The organism is Bacillus sp. EKM202B, assembly GCF_011066025.1.
Taxonomy (GTDB): Bacteria; Bacillota; Bacilli; order Bacillales; family Bacillaceae_G; genus Bacillus_A; species Bacillus_A toyonensis.
The window spans coordinates 361,835-382,841 of record NZ_JAAMNK010000001.1; the positions used below are offsets into that span (position 1 = coordinate 361,835).

The following is a 21,007-nucleotide window of genomic DNA, read 5'->3' on the forward strand; positions in this document are numbered from 1 at the left end:
TTTGCGCTATTTGTCTATCATTATACATTCTTTTATTCATTTTGCAAATATTAATTTTAAAAATAATGTCATTATGCTCTTTATACATTGACTTTATATGAAATGAATACTACTCTTATAAGCAATATTAAAGCTAATAGAAAGGCAATCGTTTGCAATACAGGCTTTATTATTACATTTAAGGGAATAATATGTATAGAGATATTAAAGGGGGATTTTCTATATGCTTAAAGAAGCCGTTTACCATAGGCCGAAAGATAATTATGCATACGCTTACGATGAAAAAACAATTCACATCCGAATACGTACTAAGAGAAACGATGTTCAAATCGCCACTCTTATTTATGGTGACCCTTACGAATGGACAGATGGAAAATGGATTACGTCAAATACGCCGATGAACAAAACCGGTTCTACTGCATTATTTGATTATTGGTCCATTTCAATCGAACCAAAATTTAAGCGCTTACGTTATGGATTCGAATTAAAAACTGAGACAGAAACTCTTATTTATGCAGAACGAGGCTTTTTCTCAAACATTCCAGATGACGATGTCGGTAACTTTTTCTGCTTTCCATTCATTCATACAAAAGACGTTTTCATGGCACCACCTTGGATTAAGGACACAGTATGGTATCAAATCTTCCCAGAACGATTCGCTAACGGGGACAGCACATTAAATCCAGCAAACACCCTCCCTTGGGGAAGTACCGAACCAACTCCAACTAATTTTTTCGGAGGAGATTTTGCTGGTATTATTCAAAACCTTGATTACCTTGTTAAACTTGGGATTTCCGGAATATACTTCACACCTATTTTTAAAGCTCATTCAAACCATAAATATGACACTATTGACTACATGGAAATCGATCCGCAATTCGGGACGAAAGAAACTTTCAAAGAACTTGTTGGGGCATGTCATAAACACGGTATAAAAGTAATGCTCGATGCTGTGTTTAATCATAGTGGCTACTTTTTCGATAAATTCCAGGACGTACTAGAACATGGTGAAAAGTCAGCATATAAAGAGTGGTTCCACATTCATGAATTCCCAATTATAACCGAGCCACTTCCTAATTATGATACTTTCGCATTTACACCGTATATGCCTAAATTAAATACTGCACACCCAGATGTAAAAGAATATTTACTTGAAGTAGGGCGTTATTGGGTAAGAGAATTCAATATAGACGGTTGGCGCCTTGATGTAGCAAATGAAGTTGACCACTGCTTTTGGAGAGAATTCCGAAGTGAGATAAAGGCGTTAAATCCTGAAGTATATATTTTAGGAGAAATTTGGCACGACGCCCTCCCATGGCTACACGGAGATCAATTTGATGCTGTCATGAGCTATCCTGTTACAAATGCTCTACTTTCTTACTTTGCTAACAATTCCATTAAAGCAAGTGAATTCATGAAACAAATTACAGAATCCCTACATTCCTACTCTATGAATATAAATGAAGCCGCATTTCATTTATTAGACAGCCATGATACACCAAGAATATTAACAACATGTAACGGAGATAAAAATAAGTTAAAGTTACTCTATGTATTCCATCTTTCTTACATCGGCTCTCCTTGTATTTATTATGGAGACGAAATCGGTATGGATGGCGGCATGGACCCGGATTGCCGCAAATGTATGATTTGGGATACAAAAGAACAAGACCATGTATTATTTACACATATACAAACATTACTTTCATTACGAAAACAATATAAAGCATTTGGAGGACATGGTACATTCCAATTCATCGAAGCAAATGATGAACATAATTACATTTCTTATACGAAAACATATGGAGATGAAACTATCTTTTTCGTTTTAAATCCTACTAACGATGAAATTACAGCTTCACTCCCTATCCATATTACAAGGAAGAAAATAGTCAATATATATACAAACGAAGAATTTTCAGCAGAAGCAAGTGTATTACAAGTTACACTTCCACCGCACGGATTCTCAATATTAAAATGGTAATAGAAAAAGCCTTATGCCGCTCGGACATAAGGCTTTTTCTTATTTCAATTTATACACCATTGCTTCATATGGACGCAATGTAACGTTTTCCATTAATCCATTTTCCGAGTCATAATTGTGTATTAACAGTTCTGATTCACTATAAACAATGTTCTCAGGCAATTCAAATACACATTGATCCGCAGTGAAGTTTGCAATCACAAGTAGCTTTTCTTCTCCATATGTTCTTACATAAGCAAAAATAGAAGGGCTATTATCTAGTATTAAATCATACGATCCATACACAACTATTTCATTATTTTTGCGTAACTCAATTAATTTCTTATAGTAATAAAAAATTGATCCTTCGTCTTGGATTGCTTGTTTCACATTAATCTCTTTGTAATTAGGGTTTACCGTAATCCAAGGTTCACCCGTTGTAAATCCAGCGTGATACTGATCATCCCACTGCATCGGAGTTCTAGCATTATCACGACCTTTTATATAAATAGATTCCATGACTTTTTCTTTATCTTCACCACGGTCTATCACTTTTTCTTTATACATATTTAGCGTTTCAATATCTCGATATTCATCAATTGATTCGAATCGAACGTTAGTCATTCCGATTTCTTCTCCTTGATAAATATATGGTGTTCCTTTCATCATATGAAGCACCGTCGCTAACATTTTCGCAGATTCAGTACGATACATCCCATCATTACCAAAACGAGATACAACGCGCGGCTGATCATGGTTATTCCAATACAGGCTATTCCATCCTGTATGCTCTAATGCTTTTTGCCACTTTGTTAAATTCTGTTTTAAAGTAAGAAGTGGACATGGTTTTACATCCCATTTTCCGCCTTCTCCTGAATCTAAATCCATATGTTCAAATTGAAATACCATTTGTAGTTCTTTTCTAGCTTCTCCTGTATACAATTTAGCTTCTTCTGTCGTTACACCAGGCATTTCACCAACCGTCATAATATCATAATGAGACAATACTTCTTCATTCATTTCATGCAAATATTTATGAATGTTTGGACCGTTCATAAAATGCTTATGACCTGAAACATACCCCTCTTCTTCTGTTTCAACAGTCGGTAAACCTTCTTCTTTAGAAATAAAATTGATAACATCCATGCGGAATCCATCAATTCCTTTTTCTAACCAAAACTTCATCATTTCATAAACATCTTGTCTTACCTGTTCATTATCCCAATTTAAATCCGGCTGTTTTTTAGAAAACAGATGTAAATAATACTCATCTGTCATTTCATCATATTGCCATGCAGATCCACTAAAAGCTGCTCCCCAGTTATTCGGCTCTTTCCCTTCTTTTCCAGAACGCCATATATAGTAATCTCTATATTTATTATCTGTTGATTTACGTGATTCAATAAACCAATTATGTTCATCAGAAGTATGATTAACAACTAAATCCATCATAAGTTTCATATTACGTTCATGCATTTCATGTAATAGCTCATCCCAATCTTCCATTGTTCCGAACTCGTTCATAATTTTACAATAATCACTTATATCATAACCATTATCATCATTTGGAGATTCATAGACTGGCGATAACCAAATTACATCAATCCCTAATTCTTTTAAGTAATCTAGCTTTGAAATAATACCACGAAGATCCCCTATACCATCACCATTACTATCCATAAAGCTACGAGGATAAATTTGATATACTACACTTTCTTTCCACCATTGTTTTTCCATTATGCTACCCCATTTCATTAGTAATTCATTCTTCTCTTTCTCCCAAGGCGCAAACGTTTTCACTAATGAATGATAACAGATTCTATCTTAATTTAAAATAGCGCTTACAATTTTTATCCTTCTTTTTCTAGGAAAACATATGAAAACTACTACATATCACTCGAATAAATGAAAACGTTTTATTTTTTTATTTATTTTTTGAATCTATTCGTTTATAATAAATTCAAAGAAAACGTTTGCATAATTTTTTCTAGGGGGAAATACCATGGCAGAACTGAAATTAGAAAACATTTATAAAATATATGATAATAACGTAACCGCTGTAACAGATTTTAATTTACACATTCAAGATAAAGAGTTTATCGTATTTGTTGGTCCTTCTGGATGCGGAAAATCTACAACATTACGAATGGTAGCTGGACTTGAAGATATTTCAAAAGGAGAATTTTCAATTGATGGTAAGCTAATGAATGATGTTCCTCCAAAAGATCGTGATATCGCAATGGTTTTCCAAAACTATGCTCTTTATCCACATATGAGTGTATATGATAATATGGCATTTGGATTAAAGCTTCGAAAAATACCAAAAGATGAAATCGATCGTCGTGTGAAAGATGCCGCACGAATTTTAGGGCTTGAACAATATTTAGATAGAAAACCAAAAGCGTTATCAGGTGGACAACGCCAACGTGTTGCGTTAGGTAGAGCAATCGTTCGAGACGCGAAAGTTTTCTTAATGGATGAACCATTATCAAACTTAGATGCAAAACTCCGTGTTGCAATGCGCTCAGAAATTTCTAAGTTACACCATCGCCTTGGAACAACGACAATTTATGTAACACATGATCAAACAGAAGCAATGACAATGGCTTCCCGTCTTGTTGTTATGAAGGACGGAAAGATTCAACAAATTGGAACTCCAAAAGAAGTATATGAAACACCTGAAAACATTTTTGTTGGCGGATTTATTGGCTCTCCAGCTATGAATTTCTTCCGTGGTACATTAACTGAAACTGATTTCGTTATAGATAATTCATTGAAAATCAAAGTATCTGAAGGAAAAATGAAATTATTACGTGAACAAGGTTATGTAAATAAGGAAATCGTTTTAGGAATTCGTCCTGAAGATATTCATGATGAACTACTATTTTTAGAGGCTTCACAATCTACTACTTTCACATCAAAAATTGAAGTTGCTGAGTTGTTAGGTGCTGAATCCATTTTATATATGAAACTTGGAAATCAAGATTTTGCAGCACGTGTTGATGCAAGACATATATTCTCACCTGGAGACCAAATTAAATTAGCATTTGATTTAAATAAAGCGCATTTCTTTGATAGCCAAACCGAACAACGTATTCGCTAAAAAAATTTTCTTGTATATAACATACAAAAAAACCGTCCACATACATTGAGGGCGGTTTTCATTATTATACTAGGGCTTCTACTGTATGAAATGATTGTCCTTTCGTGCTAATAATACCGAAAATCGGTAAGTCACTAAGCACCACTTCTTCTTGCTGTTTCATAAAAGATGACGTTAATTGTTTTATCTCTATCCAAACGTCATTAATACAAAGTACATTGGAATCGTTCTCTTGTTGGCGAGAAAAAATAGAATCTATTTTATATAAACCAGCATTTTGAAAAAGCATATCAATGCGACTGAATGCATTCAAAGTAATACTGATAACACGTTGCCAATCTCCTTGTTTTTCCATATCATAGGATACAAAAAGGGCTTCTCCGCCTAGATTCGTAATTTCCTCCACTGTTGCTTGTCCACTATCTTGATCAATGTCCGTCACAATTACTTTTGCGCCTTGTTTAGCCAACAAAAGAGCTGTATTACGTCCAATACCGATGCCACCGCCAGTTACGATAGCAACTTTTCCTGCAAGCTTCATTTTCATTACCCCTTCTATAAGTCTTACCGTCATTCAGTATACTCCTTTATAAGATTAGTCTGCAAGCAAGAAAAGTTACTCTTTTATTTGTAAGCGATTACTTTTTTACTCCTTCTTTTTTCTTACTATTACACTGATCGAAAACGAGACCAATGAAAATTAAAATCCCCCAAAAGATTATGCTACCTCCCGTCATTACAGCTTCCCCCTTCATTATATAAAGATATTATTTTCATTTATTATACCATTTTCTTAATTTTCAATCTATTGAAAAAGGACTTTCTACTTCGAAAAATATCCTTCCATAATAAAAAACCTTTTTATGTACAAGCATAAAAAGGTTTTTTATTATACTAGATTCATCACTTTTGTCTTTGTAATTAAATCATGAAAACCGCAATTATCTTTGCGGAACAACATCATATATACGTTGCATATTAACGGAATTCCAAGTAACAACATGTTCGGTAATAACAATACAAAAAATCGTAAAGTTAATGTTTGCAACGTTAATTTTTCACTCGTCAATGAAATCAATTTTGTTCTCGTTATTTTTTTCCCAAGTGTAACACCGTTCCAAATAAAAGGTAACAAAATAAAATATAGAACCATTAATATGAAAACTACTGCGAGATCATATCTATAGTCACCGAAACTTATATTAAACCGATTAAAAATAGCACTATAGTTTCCGGTCATAACAGCTACTACTGCACCATACATAACCGAGATTAAAAACATGTCAATTAGGGAAGCACCTATGCGATTCATTACAAGCGCTGGACGATGCATCTTCAACTTCATTTTATGTCGACTCCTTCGTATCCTTCTTTACCCGTTACATCGTACCACTTCTAAAAAACATTGTAAACTGGCGTTTCTCTTACTTTTCTTGTACAATGTGTTACAACAGCATTGTAAAGGAGGTTCCCATATTGAAAAAATGGATAATCCTATTCGTCGCCGTCCTATTAACTGCTTGTACAGGAAATACAAACCATGTATCTTATACGATTAACGATGAATACGAACTCATACGTACTTCTGGAAATGCATTTGAACTGTTCCCTACGCAAGATGCTGTATATGCCACACAATACATCCCTGCCAAAATTACAGACATCGCTTGGGATGATAAATACATTATTGTAAAACAAACAGAGGAAAAGTCAGATCCAAATAACCCTGACGCAGCAATTGCAAATAAAAAAAGTGAACATTATTGGATTATTGACGTAAAGCACAATAAACGTTTCGGTCCCTATAATGAAAAACAATTTAATGAACAAAAAGATGCGTTTAAAATTAAAGTGCCTTTTCAAAATGTAGATTCATACATAAAAGAAATAAAAAAACAGTCAGCATAATATATAGAATGCTGACTGTTTTTCCTTATATCATTTTAAAAACATATTACTCAGAAAGTGAAATGTTAAAACTTTGTGATTCTTTAACAGTTTCTTGTGTTTCTGTGTCTCCTGCCATTAAATCATCCGTTGTAAATTTAATATCCTTTACCTTTTCTTTTCCATCATCAAGTATTAAACCGATAATTCCATCTCTTGTTTCACCAGGCTTATAATCTTCTCTTGATACATTTTTCGTACCAACGAGCGTATCTTCATCATATAAAAAGTTTTGAGTCGCTACTTTAAAATGTTGCTTATCATTAATCGTAACATCATTCATAGAGAAAAATTGCATGTTTTTATTCCCGCTATTTTCCACCTTATATGTAATTTCAACGTAACGAATCGTATCACTAATCTCTGTTCCACTTAGCGATGCATATAATTCAGCATCTTCTTGACTTACCTTATCGCCCAATCTACGCTTTACTTCGTCAGGAGTTAATGCCGTATATGCTTTTAATGTATTTTTTGCGTCTTCACTCATTTGTGATAAAGAGATTACTTTCACATCTTGTACATGAATTTTCATTGGTGCTACTTCAAATGTTTGATTCACAGAATGTATCTGCTCTAACTTGAAAGTACCCCATCCTGTTTCTTTCACTTTTTGCCCAATTTTTTTTAGCTCACGCCCACCATATTCTTTTGTTTCAGGAATAGATTCTTTCTTCTTCGGTTCAGCTTTCTTTTCTTCTTGATGGAAGCAACCACTTAACATAAGAAGAAAACTACATAAAACAAAAATACTTTTCCATGCTTTCATCATTTAATTTCTCCTAACACTATCATTCATTAAAATAAATTAGTCCCTAGTCTTGTAAACTATAGAAACAATAAGAAGTCCACAAAACGAACTTGTCAGTCCAGATACTATTATACCCCCTATTTGGAAAATATGAAAATAGGGATTTACGAACGCGTGAACGATAAATATAATAGTTGCCACAATGATTGCCGAAACCCAATACTTCCTTTTTTCTGAAGCTATAATAATATCTTTCCCTGTTTCATCTTTATACTTCCATAGTACGTGTAATAGTAATAATAAACCAACACATGTACTCCCATGTTGCATATATTTATACACCGGAATACTATGTAATTCTCTTTGTAACAATGGTATTTCCATAACGAAGTAGCCTGTATTATGAGTAAACGCATCCCAAACAACATGCGTGAGCATACCAAATAAAGCAGAATAGCAAAATACAAAGAAATCCTTCCATGTATGAAGTCCCCACCTCTCATCTACTGCATATGTATAGTAGCCAGCAAATGGTTTAGGTAAATGTGTTATAAACGGCTTTTTTAAAATGTAATGATATATGTATGCTAATAGAAAGACAAGAGGTAAATTTAAATATAAGAACCCAAGCCACGTATGTCCAATCACGCCATATGGTCTAAAGTGTAAAAAATATTCAAAGTCAGGTGCCATACTACCTAATATAAGAGCCGTTACTGAAATATAATTAACCTGCTTTTTAGAAAAAGGGAGAACAGCTGCTGGATGCGCAAATGTAAACGGCATATTTTAACTCCTTTTCATATTTCCAATAGAATATCATCTATCATAACGAGAGAATTGACCTTCATGCAATGTTTATTTTCACATTGGAATATGATAGTTTCCATGTTATAATCCTCATGAAATATTCAGAAAATAAAATGGGAGTTCTCATGTCATTAACACTTTTCTTTTTTCTATGGAAGAACTTAAAAATTATAAAATATACGCCTGCTCTCGTTGGCTTTATAAGCGTTCTTTTCATTTTTATATTGCAGAGAATGACGTTCGGCTGGGAAAATCTCGGTTTTGGCGCACTTTATTAGCAAGTCGTCTTACACTTGTATTTTTTGCTTTTTTTAAATCAAAATCCGTTATGAATTGAGGTTTATATATTGATTGACGTACCCTTTTTAAAAAGTGTCACATTAAAAAAAGAAGATATCCCTAGCTTTTCCGCATATCCTTACTGTTTACCCGCTATTCGAACATTACAATCGCTCCTTTTCCATCCAAATGTAACATTCATTATTGGAGAAAACGGAACAGGTAAATCAACACTACTTGAAGCAATTGCAATTGCTTTAGGTTTTAATGCTGAAGGTGGAACGAAGAATTTCCGTTTTAGCACAAATAATTCACATTCATCTTTACATGAATATCTTCGAATTTCCAAAAGTTTCAATACACCAAGCGATGGTTTCTTTCTTCGCGCTGAATCATTTTATAACGTCGCTTCTTATATCGATGAAATGGATGCTGATCCAGAAGCACGCGGAAATCCAGTTATTGACTCATATGGTGGTATCTCACTACACAAACAATCACATGGCGAATCATTTTTCTCCTTATTTATGAACCGTTTTTCAGGACAAGGTTTATACATTTTAGATGAGCCTGAGGCAGCTTTATCCCCGATGAGACAACTTTCCATGCTCATTCGAATGCACGAACTAGCTGAACAAGGTTCACAATTTGTTATTGCCACGCATTCCCCTATATTAATGGCTTATCCTGAATCTACTATATATTCTTTAACACAAGAGGGGATTCACGAATCATCTTTAGAAGAAACGGAGCATTATCAAACGACGAAACTTTTCTTTGAAAATCGCGATCGATTATTCCATCATCTATTTGAGTCGTAAAAAAGAAGCAGCAAACGCTGCTTCTTTTTTATAATGCTTCTATAAATAAGGCAACCCCGATACCGCCACCGACGCATAAAGAGGCAATTCCTTTTTCTAATCCACGTCTTTTTAATTCATGAATTAAACTTACAGTGATACGAGCTCCTGTACAACCGATTGGGTGTCCAAGTCCTACACCACTACCGTTTACATTCACTTTTTCACGGTCTAAACCTAATTCTTTCTCTACAGCTAGGTATTGCGCAGCGAAAGCTTCATTAATTTCAAGTAAATCTGCATCTTCTAATGACCAATCTACTTTTTCTAATCCTTTACGAATTGCTGGTGCTGGTCCAATTCCCATAATTTTAGGATCTACTCCAGCTACTGAATAGCCAACAATTCTAGCTAACGGTTGTAAGCCTTTTTCTTTCGCTTTTTCTTCACTCATTAATACTAGAACTGCACTTCCGTCATTAAGACCAGATGCATTCCCTGCCGTTACAGATCCATCTTTACGGAAAGCTGGTTTTAATCCAGCTAATTTTTCCGCTGTAATATCTGCACGCGGATGTTCATCCTTAGAAAATACAATTTCTTTTCTACGCTCTTTTATTGTAATAGGAACAATTTGATCGTCAAAGTATCCAGACTCGATTGCTTGTAGTGCCAATGTATGACTGCGAAGCGCAACTTCATCTTGTTCCTCTCTTGTAATTTCATATTGTTCAACTAAATTTTCCGCTGTTTCACCCATCATAATATGATGAATCGGATCTTCTAGCACTTCCCACACCGTATCACGAATTTCTCCGTGCTGTAGACGTTGTCCCCAGCGGTGCTGTTTCAATGCATAAGGGCTCGAACTCATCGCTTCTACTCCACCTGCAATAACAACATCACTCACACCTAATTGAATTTGCATTGCAGCTGACATAATTGCTTGCATACCTGAAGAACATTGGCGTTGGATTGTATAGCCCGTAACTGTGTCAGGAAATCCTGCCGCTAATGCAGCCGTTCTCGCCGTATTTGCTTCATCAGTTCTTTGAATACAATGACCTAAAATTACTTCATCAACTTCATGTGGTTCTACCCCGCCTCGTTTTACAGCTTCCTGAAGTACAGGAACAGCTAATTCTACTGGTGTTATATTTTTTAGTGCTCCTCCGAAAGTTCCAATTGGTGAACGAACTGCAGCTGTAATGACAACATTATGCATTTTGTACTTGCCCCTCTCTTATGTACCCTAGTCAGTTTTTAGGTGAAATTCCATAAGATGTATATCTAAAACTATCATACTATAAACATACTAAAAAATCAAAATATTTAATATAATAAAAATAGAAGGAATTAACCTTCTATTCTGTTAATGCGTATAGGAATTTTTGTAAAATCTTCTCTGTTGTTTTATTCAAATTCGGTAACTTATCTACCGGAAAATATTGAAGCTGTAATCCTTCATGATCAAGCTTAACTTCCCCACTCACATGATGCCCCTGATACAGATGAATGACATTAAAAATTTCATCTCCATTTGGATATTGGAAGTACACTTCTTTTCCCGAAAGAACCCCGATAAATTGCATAATTTTCGCGTTTAGTCCCGTCTCTTCAAATAGTTCTCTGCGAGCAGTTTCTTCTGTCGTTTCTCCTAGCTCCATCGCTCCGCCAGGTACACCCCAATCATATGTGTCTGAACGATATTGAAGCAATACTTCTTGCCTATCATTTAATATAATAATTGCTGATCCTACTAAAATAAGTGGCCTTGTACCAACGACTTTACGTAACTCTTCAATATACCCCAATATGTAAACTCTCCTTTCCTCACCCTCCCTTATCATAACAAAATTTTTCTCATTTTGTTGATGTAAATTTCAAGAAAAAAAGGAAGCTTTCGCTCCCTTTTTTCACTTTATTTCTTAAAACTTTCATATTTTACAGCTTCAAAAGCTTCTTCAATTTCATCATTACGATAATGAACGTATGTAAAACGCCCCAATTCTACTAATCTTGCTATTTCTTGTAACGCTTTATGTTGATCATATGTTTCCCCCAGCTTAATATGTACGTAAAACTTCATTAATGGATGTTCATATACAGGTTCTCCCACCTCTACATATACATCTTCAACCCCTTGCACAACTTTTACATAACTCGCAAATTGATAAAGAGCTTCTCTGTCTGAAACGATTTTTAATGTATACATATATTCTCCCCCTTTCCTTTACTATATCAAAAAGATGACCATACTACGTTATAGAACTATGAAATTTTTTCGACTTGTAGTCTATATATTCATGTAATAAACAAGGCGTTTATCCATACATAGCACCTTTTTCTCACATATATTATAGGAAGAATTTTTTCATTTGAGGTGTTCCCTATGGATCCATACGTCAATATATGTATTTGCATTACGCCAGGCGCCAACATTTCTGAAGACCGTATCGCAAAAGATTTAGCAGTCGCAGAATCAATTTGGCACCCCATTACATTTCAAATTCAAGAAGTAATTGTATTAAATGAGCTTTTTCGTTTTTCAGACCGTGAAATTAGTTATAAAAATTCTATTCAAAGTCAGGAAAAATTAGCATCCTTTTTCCAAACGTGTGTAAATGAAGCTCCAGAATGTGATCTTTATATTTGTTATATTGGCAGTGATTATTTTAAAGAAACAGCAGTAATTGCCTGTGCTTACTCTTTAGCCAAACAACAACAACTTACTGGTTATATCGTTTTAACAAATTCAGCCGCTCCTATGAAAAATATATATACGCTCGCTCACGAAATTGGCCATATTTTATTCACAAGGCGCGTTCACGGAAAACTTACACATGCAGATCCTCATTCTCCAACTGGCTCGGAACACCACCCTTCTCCATCAAATCTGATGTACCCTATAGTCCCCCGCCCAGAAAACGTCCATATTCATTCCTTATTAACAAACGAACAAAAAGAACTCTCTTTACAAAGCTCTTTATTACAAAGAAAAAAACAGTAACAATCTTATTACTGTTTAAAACAACTTATTTAATCAACAAACCAAGTCCCGGCTGCTAGAAATAAAAATAGACAACTAAACGTAAATGTAATCCCTCTAAAAATCCCTATATAATATTTCTTTGGAAATAATTTTTTGCATATCCAGAGCAGCCTTTTTCCTATTAACCCGAAGAACAAAATATATCCTGATGTGTCATCTAATAAAGTATCAAAATAGTTATCATGTACCTTTTTTCGAAAAGGTAGTATATAGCCCGAAAATTGTTAAACCTAGAAATATAATAGATAATATACCTAGAAATATACTTTGCATATTTGTTCCCCTCTCAATACAATATTCCGTTCGCTCAATATCAGTAAAACACTAGTTTACAGTTTTTTGCTCTTCATTTTTTAAAGACCATCGCATTAATACATATAAACTTCCATACAGAAGTAAAGGCTCTAGTATTCCCCAATATGGGTTTTGCTTTCCTAATTCTTTAAATACAAACATAATTAATAGCGGTATAATAACAACTAGCATTCCAATCCATCCAAGTATGTACGCTTCCCCAATTAACAATACTAATAAGACAATTCCAGCTAGTATGTAACTTTGTATAGTAGTTAATTGCAATACAGGTGTCCCATACCATTTATTCATAAACATTAATAATACTAGTAATAAAATTGGTAGCAAAGCTGCTACATAAATAATGCTAAATTCTTTTATTTTGCTTTTAAATGATGACATCTTAAAAGCAAAAATAATATCCACAATAGTAATCATTAAAACAATTGGGTATCCAATCAATTGTACATTCTTTAATGTAAATTCATGATTCGGACTTTCAAATAAAATATTTGTAAGTAACCAGTATCCACCAATACCAATAATCATTCCTAAAATACTTTTTATACTCCCGCTTTTATCCTTCTCCATCTCTTTCACCAATTCTTCTGCATACTCTTTTGGTGAATCACCAAATATATCACTTACCGTCTTCCCCTTTTTTTCACCTTCTATTAAATGAAGTTCTGCATCTTCTAGAAAAGCGTCCACATCTTCTTCTTTAATCCCTTTTGTTATTAAATATACTTTCGTATCGATTAAAAACTCTTCTCCTTCTTTAGAAACCTTCATTATAACCCCTCCCTTAATTAACCGTTTCTCTTCTATTCGTCTTCATCATAATTTCAACGAAAATTAAAATAAATAAACTTCCGTATAAACATATAATCTGAAATAACATTGGCATGAGATCTTCTGATGTAAATGCTTGAAATACTAACATAATAGAAAGAGGAATAATTAAATATAAGTTTTTAAACCATCCTTCAAAATACATGTTTATAGCTACTGTCATGATAAAGATCCCACCAGTTAACATATAACTTTGCATTTGGGTGAATGTAACCATCTTTGTAGGATATATTACATCTAATATCGTAACAACTCCTAATAAAAACATTGGAGCGATCATGACTAAAGACCACATAGAAAACCACGTTTTTGTAAAGCTTGTTACAAAGGTCATTTTACGAAGCAAAAAATTAGGGCCTAACACAGCTAACATTAATGTGAAACTATAACCAATGCACTGAATAAGTGAAATTTGTAACTTTCCGTTATTCACTATTAAAATAGAAGCAATAATCCAAAATGCTACGATATTCATTACTGTAAAACCAATTTGCTTCCACGTTTCCTGTCTATCTCTTTCCATCACTTTTACAAGTTCATTAGCATATTCTTTCGGCGAACTTCCAAAAATTTCTTCTACACTTTTCCCGTCACTCTCACCTTCTATTAAATGCAACTCTGCATCTTCTAAAAAGCTTTCCATATCGCTTTCTTTCACACTCTTTGCGGTCAAAAACAATCTCATATCTAACAAAAACTTTTGTGCTTCACTTGATAGCATTATTTTCTTCCCTTCCCTTCAAGTAGACGTTCTACACTACTTTGCATCGCTTCCCAGCGACCCATAAATTCATCCAGTTCATCTTCTCCCTTTTCTGTTAACGTATAATACTTCCTTTTTGGACCAGATGGAGATTCCTTCATTACACTTGATATTAGCCCCTCTTTTTGCATCCGTATTAACAACGGATAAATACTTCCCTCACTCGCCATTGTAAAACCATACTTCGCTAGCTTTTCACTCATTTCATAACCGTATATTTCACCTTCAGAAATAATAGCAAGTAAGCATCCTTCTAAAATCCCTTTCAGCATTTGACTTGTCGACATAATTGAAATCCTCCCACTATCTTGTTTTACAAGATAGATAAGCGTAAGTATCTTGCTTTACAAAATAGTATAGCAGGGACTATTTTGTAAAACAAGATAGCTAACGGATTTTTTCCAAATGTTTGCAGGAATTTCGTAGTTCCCCCTCTAAATAGAGCAATGAGGGAACTTTTATTATGAAGGAGTGTTTTTCATCATGGTTACAAATCGAGTTGTCTTTTTAACAGGTGCTGCGAGTGGTATTGGTTATGAAATGGGGAATGCTTTTGCAAAAGAAGGCGCAAAAGTTGTTATTACTGATCGCCTTGAAGATCGTGCGAAAGAAGCTGCTGAGCAATTACAAAAAGAAGGCTTTCAAGCTATCGGTTTACAATGTGACGTTACATCTGAAGAAGAAATTACAGTAGCGCTTTCTCAAACAGTTAGTCATTTCGGTTCATTAGACGTATTAATTAACAATGCAGGAATGCAACATGTTTCACCGATTGAAGATTTTCCAACTGAGAAATTCGAGCTTCTTATTAAAATTATGCAAATCGCTCCATTTATCGCCATCAAACACGCTTTTCCTATTATGAAAAAACAAAAATACGGCCGGATTATTAACGTCGCTTCTATTAATGGCCTTGTCGGATTCGCCGGAAAAGCTGCCTACAATAGCGCAAAACATGGCGTAATTGGACTGACAAAAGTTGCCGCATTAGAAGGTGCTACCCATGGAATTACTGTTAATGCACTTTGCCCTGGTTATGTCGATACCCCTCTTGTACGTAATCAACTACAAGACTTAGCTACTACACGAAATGTACCGCTTGAAAATGTTTTAGAAGATGTCATTTATCCACTTGTACCACAAAAACGTTTATTACAAGTACAAGAAATTGCTGATTATGCTATGTTTTTAGCGAGTGAAAAAGCAAAAGGCATAACTGGTCAAGCTGTCGTTATCGATGGTGGTTATATTGCTCAATAAAGTGAAACTTTAATCAGTGGGGCTTCATCCCCCACTGATTCGTAGCCCTCACCAATCGGGCTTTTACGGGCAGTTAATGCGTGATAAAAAAATAAAGTTTGCTCACGAAGAGCAAACTTTATTTTTTATCACGAGGATCATCGTACTTTAGTAATTGCTGTGGCAGTTTCTCTATCGCAACAGTTATCCCATCTAATTTACTTTCAATCCGATGGAGTAAATATAATGTTACAACAATTGGAAAGCCTACATTACCTATCATCCCGATCCACTCTTCCATCCTTCTCTCCTCCTTTCATTATATAAATAAGGGGAAAAGGCACATTTAGGCATAAAAAACAAGCTATTATGTATTAGCTTGTTTTTCAAATAATGATGCAATTTCTCGCTCATAATCTCCACGTATGATACCTTTCTCAGTAATAATACCTGTAATTAATTCATGCGGTGTTACGTCAAATGCAGGATTATAAACATCTGTACCAATCGGTGCCACTTGTTTGCCAAAAATTTTCGTAACTTCTGTTTCATCTCTTTCTTCAATAACAATTTCGGTACCTGTTTGTTTCGTAATATCAAACGTAGATAACGGAGCTGCAACGTAAAATGGAATTTCGAAATACTTTGCTAATATAGCTAAATTCATTGTTCCGATTTTATTTGCCGTATCTCCATTTGCGACAATTCGATCTGCCCCTACGATAATTGCATCAATTTCTTTCGTACGAATTGCATGAGCTGCCGTATTATCTGTAATAAGCGTCACATCAATACCCGCTTGCTTTAACTCCCATGTCGTTAAACGGCCACCTTGTAAAACCGGTCTCGTTTCACATGCATACGCATGTAAGTGTACACCTTTTTCTTTCCCGATATAAAACGGCGCTAATGCAGTACCATACCTTGCAGTTGCAATACTTCCAGCATTACAAATTGTTAAAATGTTATCACCGTCTGTAAAGCATGTTAACGCATGTTCCCCAATACTCCGGCATACCTCTTCATCTTCCTGCTGAATGCGAAGCGCTTCTTCTTCTAATGTTTTTTGCGCTTCTTTTATTGTAATAATCTCTCGAATAGATTCTCTCATACGATCAATTGCCCAAAACAAATTCACTGCCGTCGGTCGTGATGTCCCTAAATAGTTACAATCTCTATTAAATATCTTCTGAAATTCTTCAATATGTATCGTGTTATATTTTTTTGATGCAAGCGCCAAACCAAATGCTGCTACAATTCCAATTGCGGGTGCTCCGCGTACTTCTAGCATTACAATACTTTTCCATACCTCTTCAATAGTCGTCAACGTTTTATATTCTGTACTATACGGCAACTTTGTTTGATTTAATACCGCAATTGCATCACCTTTCCAACTTACAGACCTCGGAACAGTTACAAATGTACTCATGCTTTTATGCCTCCTGAAACTGTCTGTTGAAATAATGTTCGAAACAGTTGAATATCAGCACACTTAGATTCATATTTTATTAGTTCTTTTCCTAAGTACAGCGCTTGCTTCTTAGCTTGAATTCTTCTTTCTTTATTTGCTATTTCATCTAAATCCGCTACATGAGCTAAACCAATTGTTCTACGAATCAGTTCACATCCGGCAAATCCGACGGCATCAGTAAAGATATTTTGCAAAATAATTGGTAACCATTGTTTTTCTTTCGTATATGCTTCTACCCCTTCTCCAATCCATAACTTCGTAAAAGTTTCTACAAAATAACTCCATGTCTTTTCTATATGGAAAAATAGTACACTTCTCTTTTCTTCTTCTCTCGATAAAGCATTTAATAATAGATTTGCAATAAATTGACCGATATCAAAGCCAAATGGACCGTACGTTGCAAATTCTGGATCAATCACTTTCGTTTCAGAAGGTGATGAAAAAATACTACCAGTATGTAAATCACCATGAATAAGCGCTTCTTTTCTCGTTAAAAACTTATATTTATATTGTGCTACTTTTAGTTTTAAAATTTTGTCACTCCAAAGTTCATCAATCACTGACTGTAAATCTGACTCATAATCATTCGTATCGTAATGTCCAAACGGATCCGTAAAAACTAAATCTTCTGTAATTTTACTAAGGTCTGGATTTACAAATGTACCTTCTAGCACCCTTTTCTCTTCTGACTGTAAACCGAAATCTGAAGTATAAAATAAAACATGTGCTAGAAAACGACCGATATGCTGGGATAAAAGTGGATATCCTTCTCCATCTATTAATCCTTTTCTTGTAATTGTTAGTCTTGATAAGTCTTCTATTACTGTAACTGCTAACTCTTCATCATGACTGTACACTACCGGAACATAATCTGGTACATACTTCGCGAAAATTTGTAATGCCTTGCTTTCAATCGTCGCTCTTTTTATAGACAACGGCCAGCTCTCACCAACTACTTTCGCATATGGAAGTGCTTGTTTTATTATAATTGATCTCTCTCCATCAACTAATTTGAACACGTAATTTAAATTTCCATCTCCTATTTCATGACAAACTACATTCGCCTTCTTGTCAAAATATCCATGTTCTTTCGCATATTGTACAGCTGTTACTTCTGTTAATGAATAATATCCCATCGTCTTTTCCTCCTTTTTAAATTCAGAGGTTTTTCTAACGCAGAAAAACCTCTTTCCACTAAGAAAGAGGTTTGAAGTTTATCTTCTCCCCTCTTATCTGCCAGAAATTTTACTTTCTGCTGGAATTAGCACCGTGCCTTTTGGCGTCATAAACGCCCCATTTCACAATGGTATTACGGTCGGTTGCTGGGCTTCATCGGGCCAAATCCCTCCACCTGCTCTTGATAAGAGTTATATAATTTTTTAGAATTTTTAACTTTATGTTGAAGACTATACCAAGAATAAAAATCACTTGTCAATATTTTATTTGTATAGTTCTGGACGGCGATCTGCAAAAACTGGAATTCCTTTACGTACCTCTTTAATCTTCTCGAATGTAAGTTCTCCAAATAAAATGGATTCCTCTTTATTTGCCTCTACCACGACTTCACCCCAAGGATCCACAATTAGAGAATGACCTGCAAACTCATTATTCGGATCCTTTCCTGACCTATTGCATGCAACAACATAACATTGATTTTCAACTGCTCTTGCTTGCAATAGCAAACGCCAATGTGCTAAACGAACTAATGGCCATTCTGCTACAACGAAGAAAACTTTTGCCCCTTTAGCAGTATGAACGCGCATCCATTCTGGAAAACGAATATCATAGCAAATTGTGCCAGCGCACTCGATATCATCTAGTTTAAATTCACCTGTTTCATTACCCGCTATTAAATATTTGTGTTCATCCATAAGCTGAAATAAATGTACTTTACTATATTCATTGACTAGATCTCCTTCGTTGTTTACGACATACATTGTATTGGTAACCCCTTGCTCTGTTTGCTTTGCTATAGAACCACCAACAATATGTACACCATATTGCTTCGACCATTCTTTCAACCTTTCTTTCGTTTCTAATCCATCTCTATCTGCAATTTCAGAAAGCCTCGTTAAATCATATCCTGTTGTCCATAGTTCTGGTAAGACGATAACATCTGGTCTTTCCTTCATCGCTTCGCTTATTTTGTTTTTAGCGTTCTCCATATTTTTTTCTACATCTCCAAATACAATATCCATTTGAATACATGCGACTTTCATTTTTTCAGCCCCATTCTTAATTTTCTCTTTACAAAATACTGGAAAGATTATATCATTTGTCACTAGAATTGTAACAACTTTCAAAAGAGGTGGAAAGTATGAAATTATTTCAACCTTCTGAGATAGTAACATCATTGCCAACACAATTTTTCGCTTCACTTGTTGCAAAAGTTAACAAAGTCGTTGCGGCTGGTCACGATGTTATTAATCTAGGTCAAGGTAATCCAGATCAACCAACACCGCAGCATATCGTAAAAGCTTTACAACATGCTGCAGAAAAGACCATTCATCATAAATATCCGCCATTTCGCGGACACGAAAGCTTAAAAGAAGCCGTGGCAACATTCTATCAACGTGAATATGATGTAGTAGTAAATCCAAAAACTGAAGTTGCTATTTTGTTTGGTGGAAAAGCTGGATTAGTAGAATTACCAATGTGTTTTACCAATCCTGGTGATACGATTCTCGTTCCCGATCCAGGCTATCCAGATTATTTATCCGGAGTTGCTTTAGCAAAAGCACAATTTGAAACAATGCCGCTTATTGCCAAAAATAAATTTTTACCAGATTATACAAAAATTGATGACGCTATTGCGAAACAAGCAAAGTTAATGTTTTTAAACTATCCAAACAATCCTACTGGTGCTACTGCATCAAAAGATTTCTTTGATGAAACCATTCATTTTGCTAATAAACATAATATATTAGTCGTTCACGATTTTGCTTACGGTGCGATCGGATTTGATGGTCAAAAACCGGTTAGTTTCTTGCAAGCAGACGGTGCAAAAGATATAGGAATTGAAATTTACACATTATCCAAAACTTTCAATATGGCTGGATGGCGTATTGCTTTTGCCATAGGGAATGAAAGTGTCATCGAAACAATTAACCTATTGCAAGATCATATGTATGTTAGTATTTTTGGTGCAGTTCAAGACGCTGCCCGCGAAGCGCTATTAAGTTCACAATCTTGCGTCGTAGATCTTGTAAATAGTTACGAATCTCGAAGAAATGCTCTTATTTCAGCTTGTCACTCTATCGGTTGGAATGTAGACATCCCAACCGGATCCTTCTTTGCATGGCTTCCTGTACCAGAAGGCTATACATCTGAGCAATTTTCTGATATTTTGCTAGAAAAAGCACACGTTGCAGTTGCTCCTGGTGTTGGATTTGGTGAACACGGTGAAGGATACGTCCGCGTTGGTCTCTTGCACACAGAAGAACGATTACGAGAAGCAATTAATCGAATTGATAAATTAAATTTTTTCAAAAAGTCGTTGACAACATGAAAAATATCTGACAAAATTCAGTTATCTTAAAAATTTAAACATTTCTAAATACTTCTTATCAAGAGCAGGTGGAGGGACGAGCCCGACGAAACCCGGCAACCGATCTACAATTGTAGACACGGTGCTAATTCTCGCAGCATTACGCTGACAGATAAGGAGCTGGTTGTAAAAAAAC

23 protein-coding genes, 2 pseudogenes and 2 riboswitches are annotated in these 21,007 nt (G+C 34.9%); of the genes and pseudogenes, 8 read left to right on the top strand and 17 right to left on the bottom strand.

The window, feature by feature from the left end; genetic code table 11:
• The first annotated feature begins 223 nt into the window (after window positions 1–223).
• Window positions 224–1,984, top strand: a complete 1,761-nt coding sequence (locus G9F74_RS01840) for an alpha-glycosidase (protein ID WP_000910469.1) — start codon at window positions 224–226, stop codon at window positions 1,982–1,984.
• Window positions 1,985–2,023: 39 nt separating this feature from the next.
• Here G9F74_RS01840 and malL read toward each other — a convergent pair whose 3' ends face one another.
• Entirely contained in the window at window positions 2,024–3,700 is a 1,677-nt protein-coding gene (gene malL, locus G9F74_RS01845) for an oligo-1,6-glucosidase (RefSeq protein ID WP_000415210.1), read from the bottom strand.
• A 265-nt stretch (window positions 3,701–3,965) separates the two neighbouring features.
• Here malL and G9F74_RS01850 point away from each other — a divergent pair, with 265 nt between their 5' ends.
• Window positions 3,966–5,066 carry an ABC transporter ATP-binding protein gene (locus G9F74_RS01850; protein ID WP_000818938.1) on the top strand — a complete coding sequence of 367 codons (1,101 nt, stop codon included), beginning with the start codon at window positions 3,966–3,968 and terminating at the stop codon, window positions 5,064–5,066.
• A gap of 64 nt (window positions 5,067–5,130) precedes the next feature.
• Here G9F74_RS01850 and G9F74_RS01855 read toward each other — a convergent pair whose 3' ends face one another.
• The 3 genes from G9F74_RS01855 to G9F74_RS01865 form a co-directional block, all read right to left on the bottom strand.
• Window positions 5,131–5,640, bottom strand: a complete 510-nt coding sequence (locus G9F74_RS01855) for an SDR family NAD(P)-dependent oxidoreductase (protein WP_000218407.1) — start codon at window positions 5,638–5,640, stop codon at window positions 5,131–5,133.
• A 64-nt stretch (window positions 5,641–5,704) separates the two neighbouring features.
• Window positions 5,705–5,803 (bottom strand): hypothetical protein, encoded by a 99-nt coding sequence (locus tag G9F74_RS01860; RefSeq protein WP_000145635.1) that lies wholly within the window; start codon window positions 5,801–5,803, stop codon window positions 5,705–5,707.
• Between the two features lie 152 nt (window positions 5,804–5,955).
• Entirely contained in the window at window positions 5,956–6,411 is a 456-nt protein-coding gene (locus G9F74_RS01865) for an RDD family protein (protein ID WP_000769093.1), read from the bottom strand.
• Window positions 6,412–6,542: 131 nt separating this feature from the next.
• Between G9F74_RS01865 and G9F74_RS01870 the strand changes: the two genes are divergently transcribed.
• A complete protein-coding gene (locus tag G9F74_RS01870; protein ID WP_000758796.1) occupies window positions 6,543–6,974 on the top strand; it encodes a DUF3997 domain-containing protein in 432 nt (143 codons plus the stop codon).
• A gap of 46 nt (window positions 6,975–7,020) precedes the next feature.
• Here the strand turns inward: G9F74_RS01870 and G9F74_RS01875 are convergent, their stop codons facing one another.
• The gene (locus tag G9F74_RS01875) at window positions 7,021–7,785 is read right to left on the bottom strand and encodes a hypothetical protein (RefSeq protein ID WP_000973887.1); all 765 of its coding nucleotides are present in this window, start codon (window positions 7,783–7,785) and stop codon (window positions 7,021–7,023) included.
• 36 nt (window positions 7,786–7,821) lie between these two features.
• Window positions 7,822–8,550, bottom strand: coding sequence for a DUF4184 family protein (locus G9F74_RS01880; RefSeq protein ID WP_001116887.1), 729 nt, complete (start codon window positions 8,548–8,550; stop codon window positions 7,822–7,824).
• Between the two features lie 116 nt (window positions 8,551–8,666).
• Between G9F74_RS01880 and G9F74_RS30370 the strand changes: the two are divergent.
• Together G9F74_RS30370 and G9F74_RS01890 are read left to right on the top strand one after the other, a co-directional pair.
• Window positions 8,667–8,911 (top strand): annotated as a pseudogene (locus G9F74_RS30370) (hypothetical protein).
• A 10-nt stretch (window positions 8,912–8,921) separates the two neighbouring features.
• Window positions 8,922–9,674: an AAA family ATPase gene (locus tag G9F74_RS01890; protein ID WP_000567990.1), complete on the top strand. Its 753-nt coding sequence runs from the start codon at window positions 8,922–8,924 to the stop codon at window positions 9,672–9,674.
• 28 nt (window positions 9,675–9,702) lie between these two features.
• Here G9F74_RS01890 and G9F74_RS01895 read toward each other — a convergent pair whose 3' ends face one another.
• The 3 genes from G9F74_RS01895 to G9F74_RS01905 form a co-directional block, all read right to left on the bottom strand.
• Window positions 9,703–10,878, bottom strand: coding sequence for an acetyl-CoA C-acetyltransferase (locus G9F74_RS01895; RefSeq protein ID WP_000552062.1), 1,176 nt, complete (start codon window positions 10,876–10,878; stop codon window positions 9,703–9,705).
• A gap of 139 nt (window positions 10,879–11,017) precedes the next feature.
• Window positions 11,018–11,467 (bottom strand): NUDIX hydrolase, encoded by a 450-nt coding sequence (locus G9F74_RS01900; protein ID WP_000540531.1) that lies wholly within the window; start codon window positions 11,465–11,467, stop codon window positions 11,018–11,020.
• Window positions 11,468–11,574: 107 nt separating this feature from the next.
• On the bottom strand, window positions 11,575–11,868 hold the full coding sequence (locus tag G9F74_RS01905; protein ID WP_000288323.1) for a DUF3928 family protein: 294 nt from the start codon (window positions 11,866–11,868) through the stop codon (window positions 11,575–11,577).
• 177 nt (window positions 11,869–12,045) lie between these two features.
• Between G9F74_RS01905 and G9F74_RS01910 the strand changes: the two genes are divergently transcribed.
• Window positions 12,046–12,663, top strand: coding sequence for an ImmA/IrrE family metallo-endopeptidase (locus G9F74_RS01910; RefSeq protein ID WP_000371630.1), 618 nt, complete (start codon window positions 12,046–12,048; stop codon window positions 12,661–12,663).
• A 29-nt stretch (window positions 12,664–12,692) separates the two neighbouring features.
• Here G9F74_RS01910 and G9F74_RS01915 read toward each other — a convergent pair.
• The 4 genes and pseudogenes from G9F74_RS01915 to G9F74_RS01930 all read right to left on the bottom strand — a co-directional run bounded on the left by G9F74_RS01915 (window position 12,693) and on the right by G9F74_RS01930 (window position 14,901).
• Window positions 12,693–12,978 (bottom strand): annotated as a pseudogene (locus tag G9F74_RS01915) (DNA-binding protein).
• Between the two features lie 51 nt (window positions 12,979–13,029).
• Window positions 13,030–13,791: a DUF1129 domain-containing protein gene (locus tag G9F74_RS01920; protein ID WP_016109048.1), complete on the bottom strand. Its 762-nt coding sequence runs from the start codon at window positions 13,789–13,791 to the stop codon at window positions 13,030–13,032.
• A 13-nt stretch (window positions 13,792–13,804) separates the two neighbouring features.
• Window positions 13,805–14,572 (bottom strand): DUF1129 domain-containing protein, encoded by a 768-nt coding sequence (locus G9F74_RS01925; RefSeq protein WP_016109049.1) that lies wholly within the window; start codon window positions 14,570–14,572, stop codon window positions 13,805–13,807.
• Window positions 14,572–14,901 (bottom strand): PadR family transcriptional regulator, encoded by a 330-nt coding sequence (locus G9F74_RS01930; protein ID WP_000107973.1) that lies wholly within the window; start codon window positions 14,899–14,901, stop codon window positions 14,572–14,574. Before G9F74_RS01930 ends, G9F74_RS01925 begins: the two co-directional genes overlap by 1 nt.
• 196 nt (window positions 14,902–15,097) lie before the next feature.
• Here G9F74_RS01930 and G9F74_RS01935 point away from each other — a divergent pair, with 196 nt between their 5' ends.
• Window positions 15,098–15,874, top strand: a complete 777-nt coding sequence (locus G9F74_RS01935) for a 3-hydroxybutyrate dehydrogenase (RefSeq protein WP_016109050.1) — start codon at window positions 15,098–15,100, stop codon at window positions 15,872–15,874.
• A gap of 118 nt (window positions 15,875–15,992) precedes the next feature.
• On the opposite strand, the gene G9F74_RS01940 is transcribed toward G9F74_RS01935, so the two are convergent.
• The 4 genes from G9F74_RS01940 to G9F74_RS01955 all read right to left on the bottom strand — a co-directional run bounded on the left by G9F74_RS01940 (window position 15,993) and on the right by G9F74_RS01955 (window position 19,627).
• Window positions 15,993–16,154, bottom strand: a complete 162-nt coding sequence (locus G9F74_RS01940; protein WP_000393323.1) for a YvrJ family protein — start codon at window positions 16,152–16,154, stop codon at window positions 15,993–15,995.
• A 66-nt stretch (window positions 16,155–16,220) separates the two neighbouring features.
• Window positions 16,221–17,282: an S-methyl-5-thioribose-1-phosphate isomerase gene (mtnA, locus tag G9F74_RS01945; protein ID WP_000103030.1), complete on the bottom strand. Its 1,062-nt coding sequence runs from the start codon at window positions 17,280–17,282 to the stop codon at window positions 16,221–16,223.
• Window positions 17,279–18,460 (bottom strand): S-methyl-5-thioribose kinase, encoded by a 1,182-nt coding sequence (gene mtnK, locus G9F74_RS01950; RefSeq protein ID WP_016109051.1) that lies wholly within the window; start codon window positions 18,458–18,460, stop codon window positions 17,279–17,281. Before mtnK ends, mtnA begins: the two co-directional genes overlap by 4 nt.
• 90 nt (window positions 18,461–18,550) lie before the next feature.
• Window positions 18,551–18,691: riboswitch (SAM riboswitch) on the bottom strand.
• 72 nt (window positions 18,692–18,763) lie between these two features.
• Entirely contained in the window at window positions 18,764–19,627 is an 864-nt protein-coding gene (locus G9F74_RS01955) for a carbon-nitrogen family hydrolase (protein ID WP_016109052.1), read from the bottom strand.
• A 14-nt stretch (window positions 19,628–19,641) separates the two neighbouring features.
• On the opposite strand from G9F74_RS01955, the gene G9F74_RS01960 reads away from it, so the two are divergent.
• Window positions 19,642–20,832, top strand: a complete 1,191-nt coding sequence (locus G9F74_RS01960; protein WP_016109053.1) for a pyridoxal phosphate-dependent aminotransferase — start codon at window positions 19,642–19,644, stop codon at window positions 20,830–20,832.
• 52 nt (window positions 20,833–20,884) lie between these two features.
• Window positions 20,885–20,990, top strand: a riboswitch (SAM riboswitch).
• Window positions 20,991–21,007 lie beyond the last annotated feature (17 nt).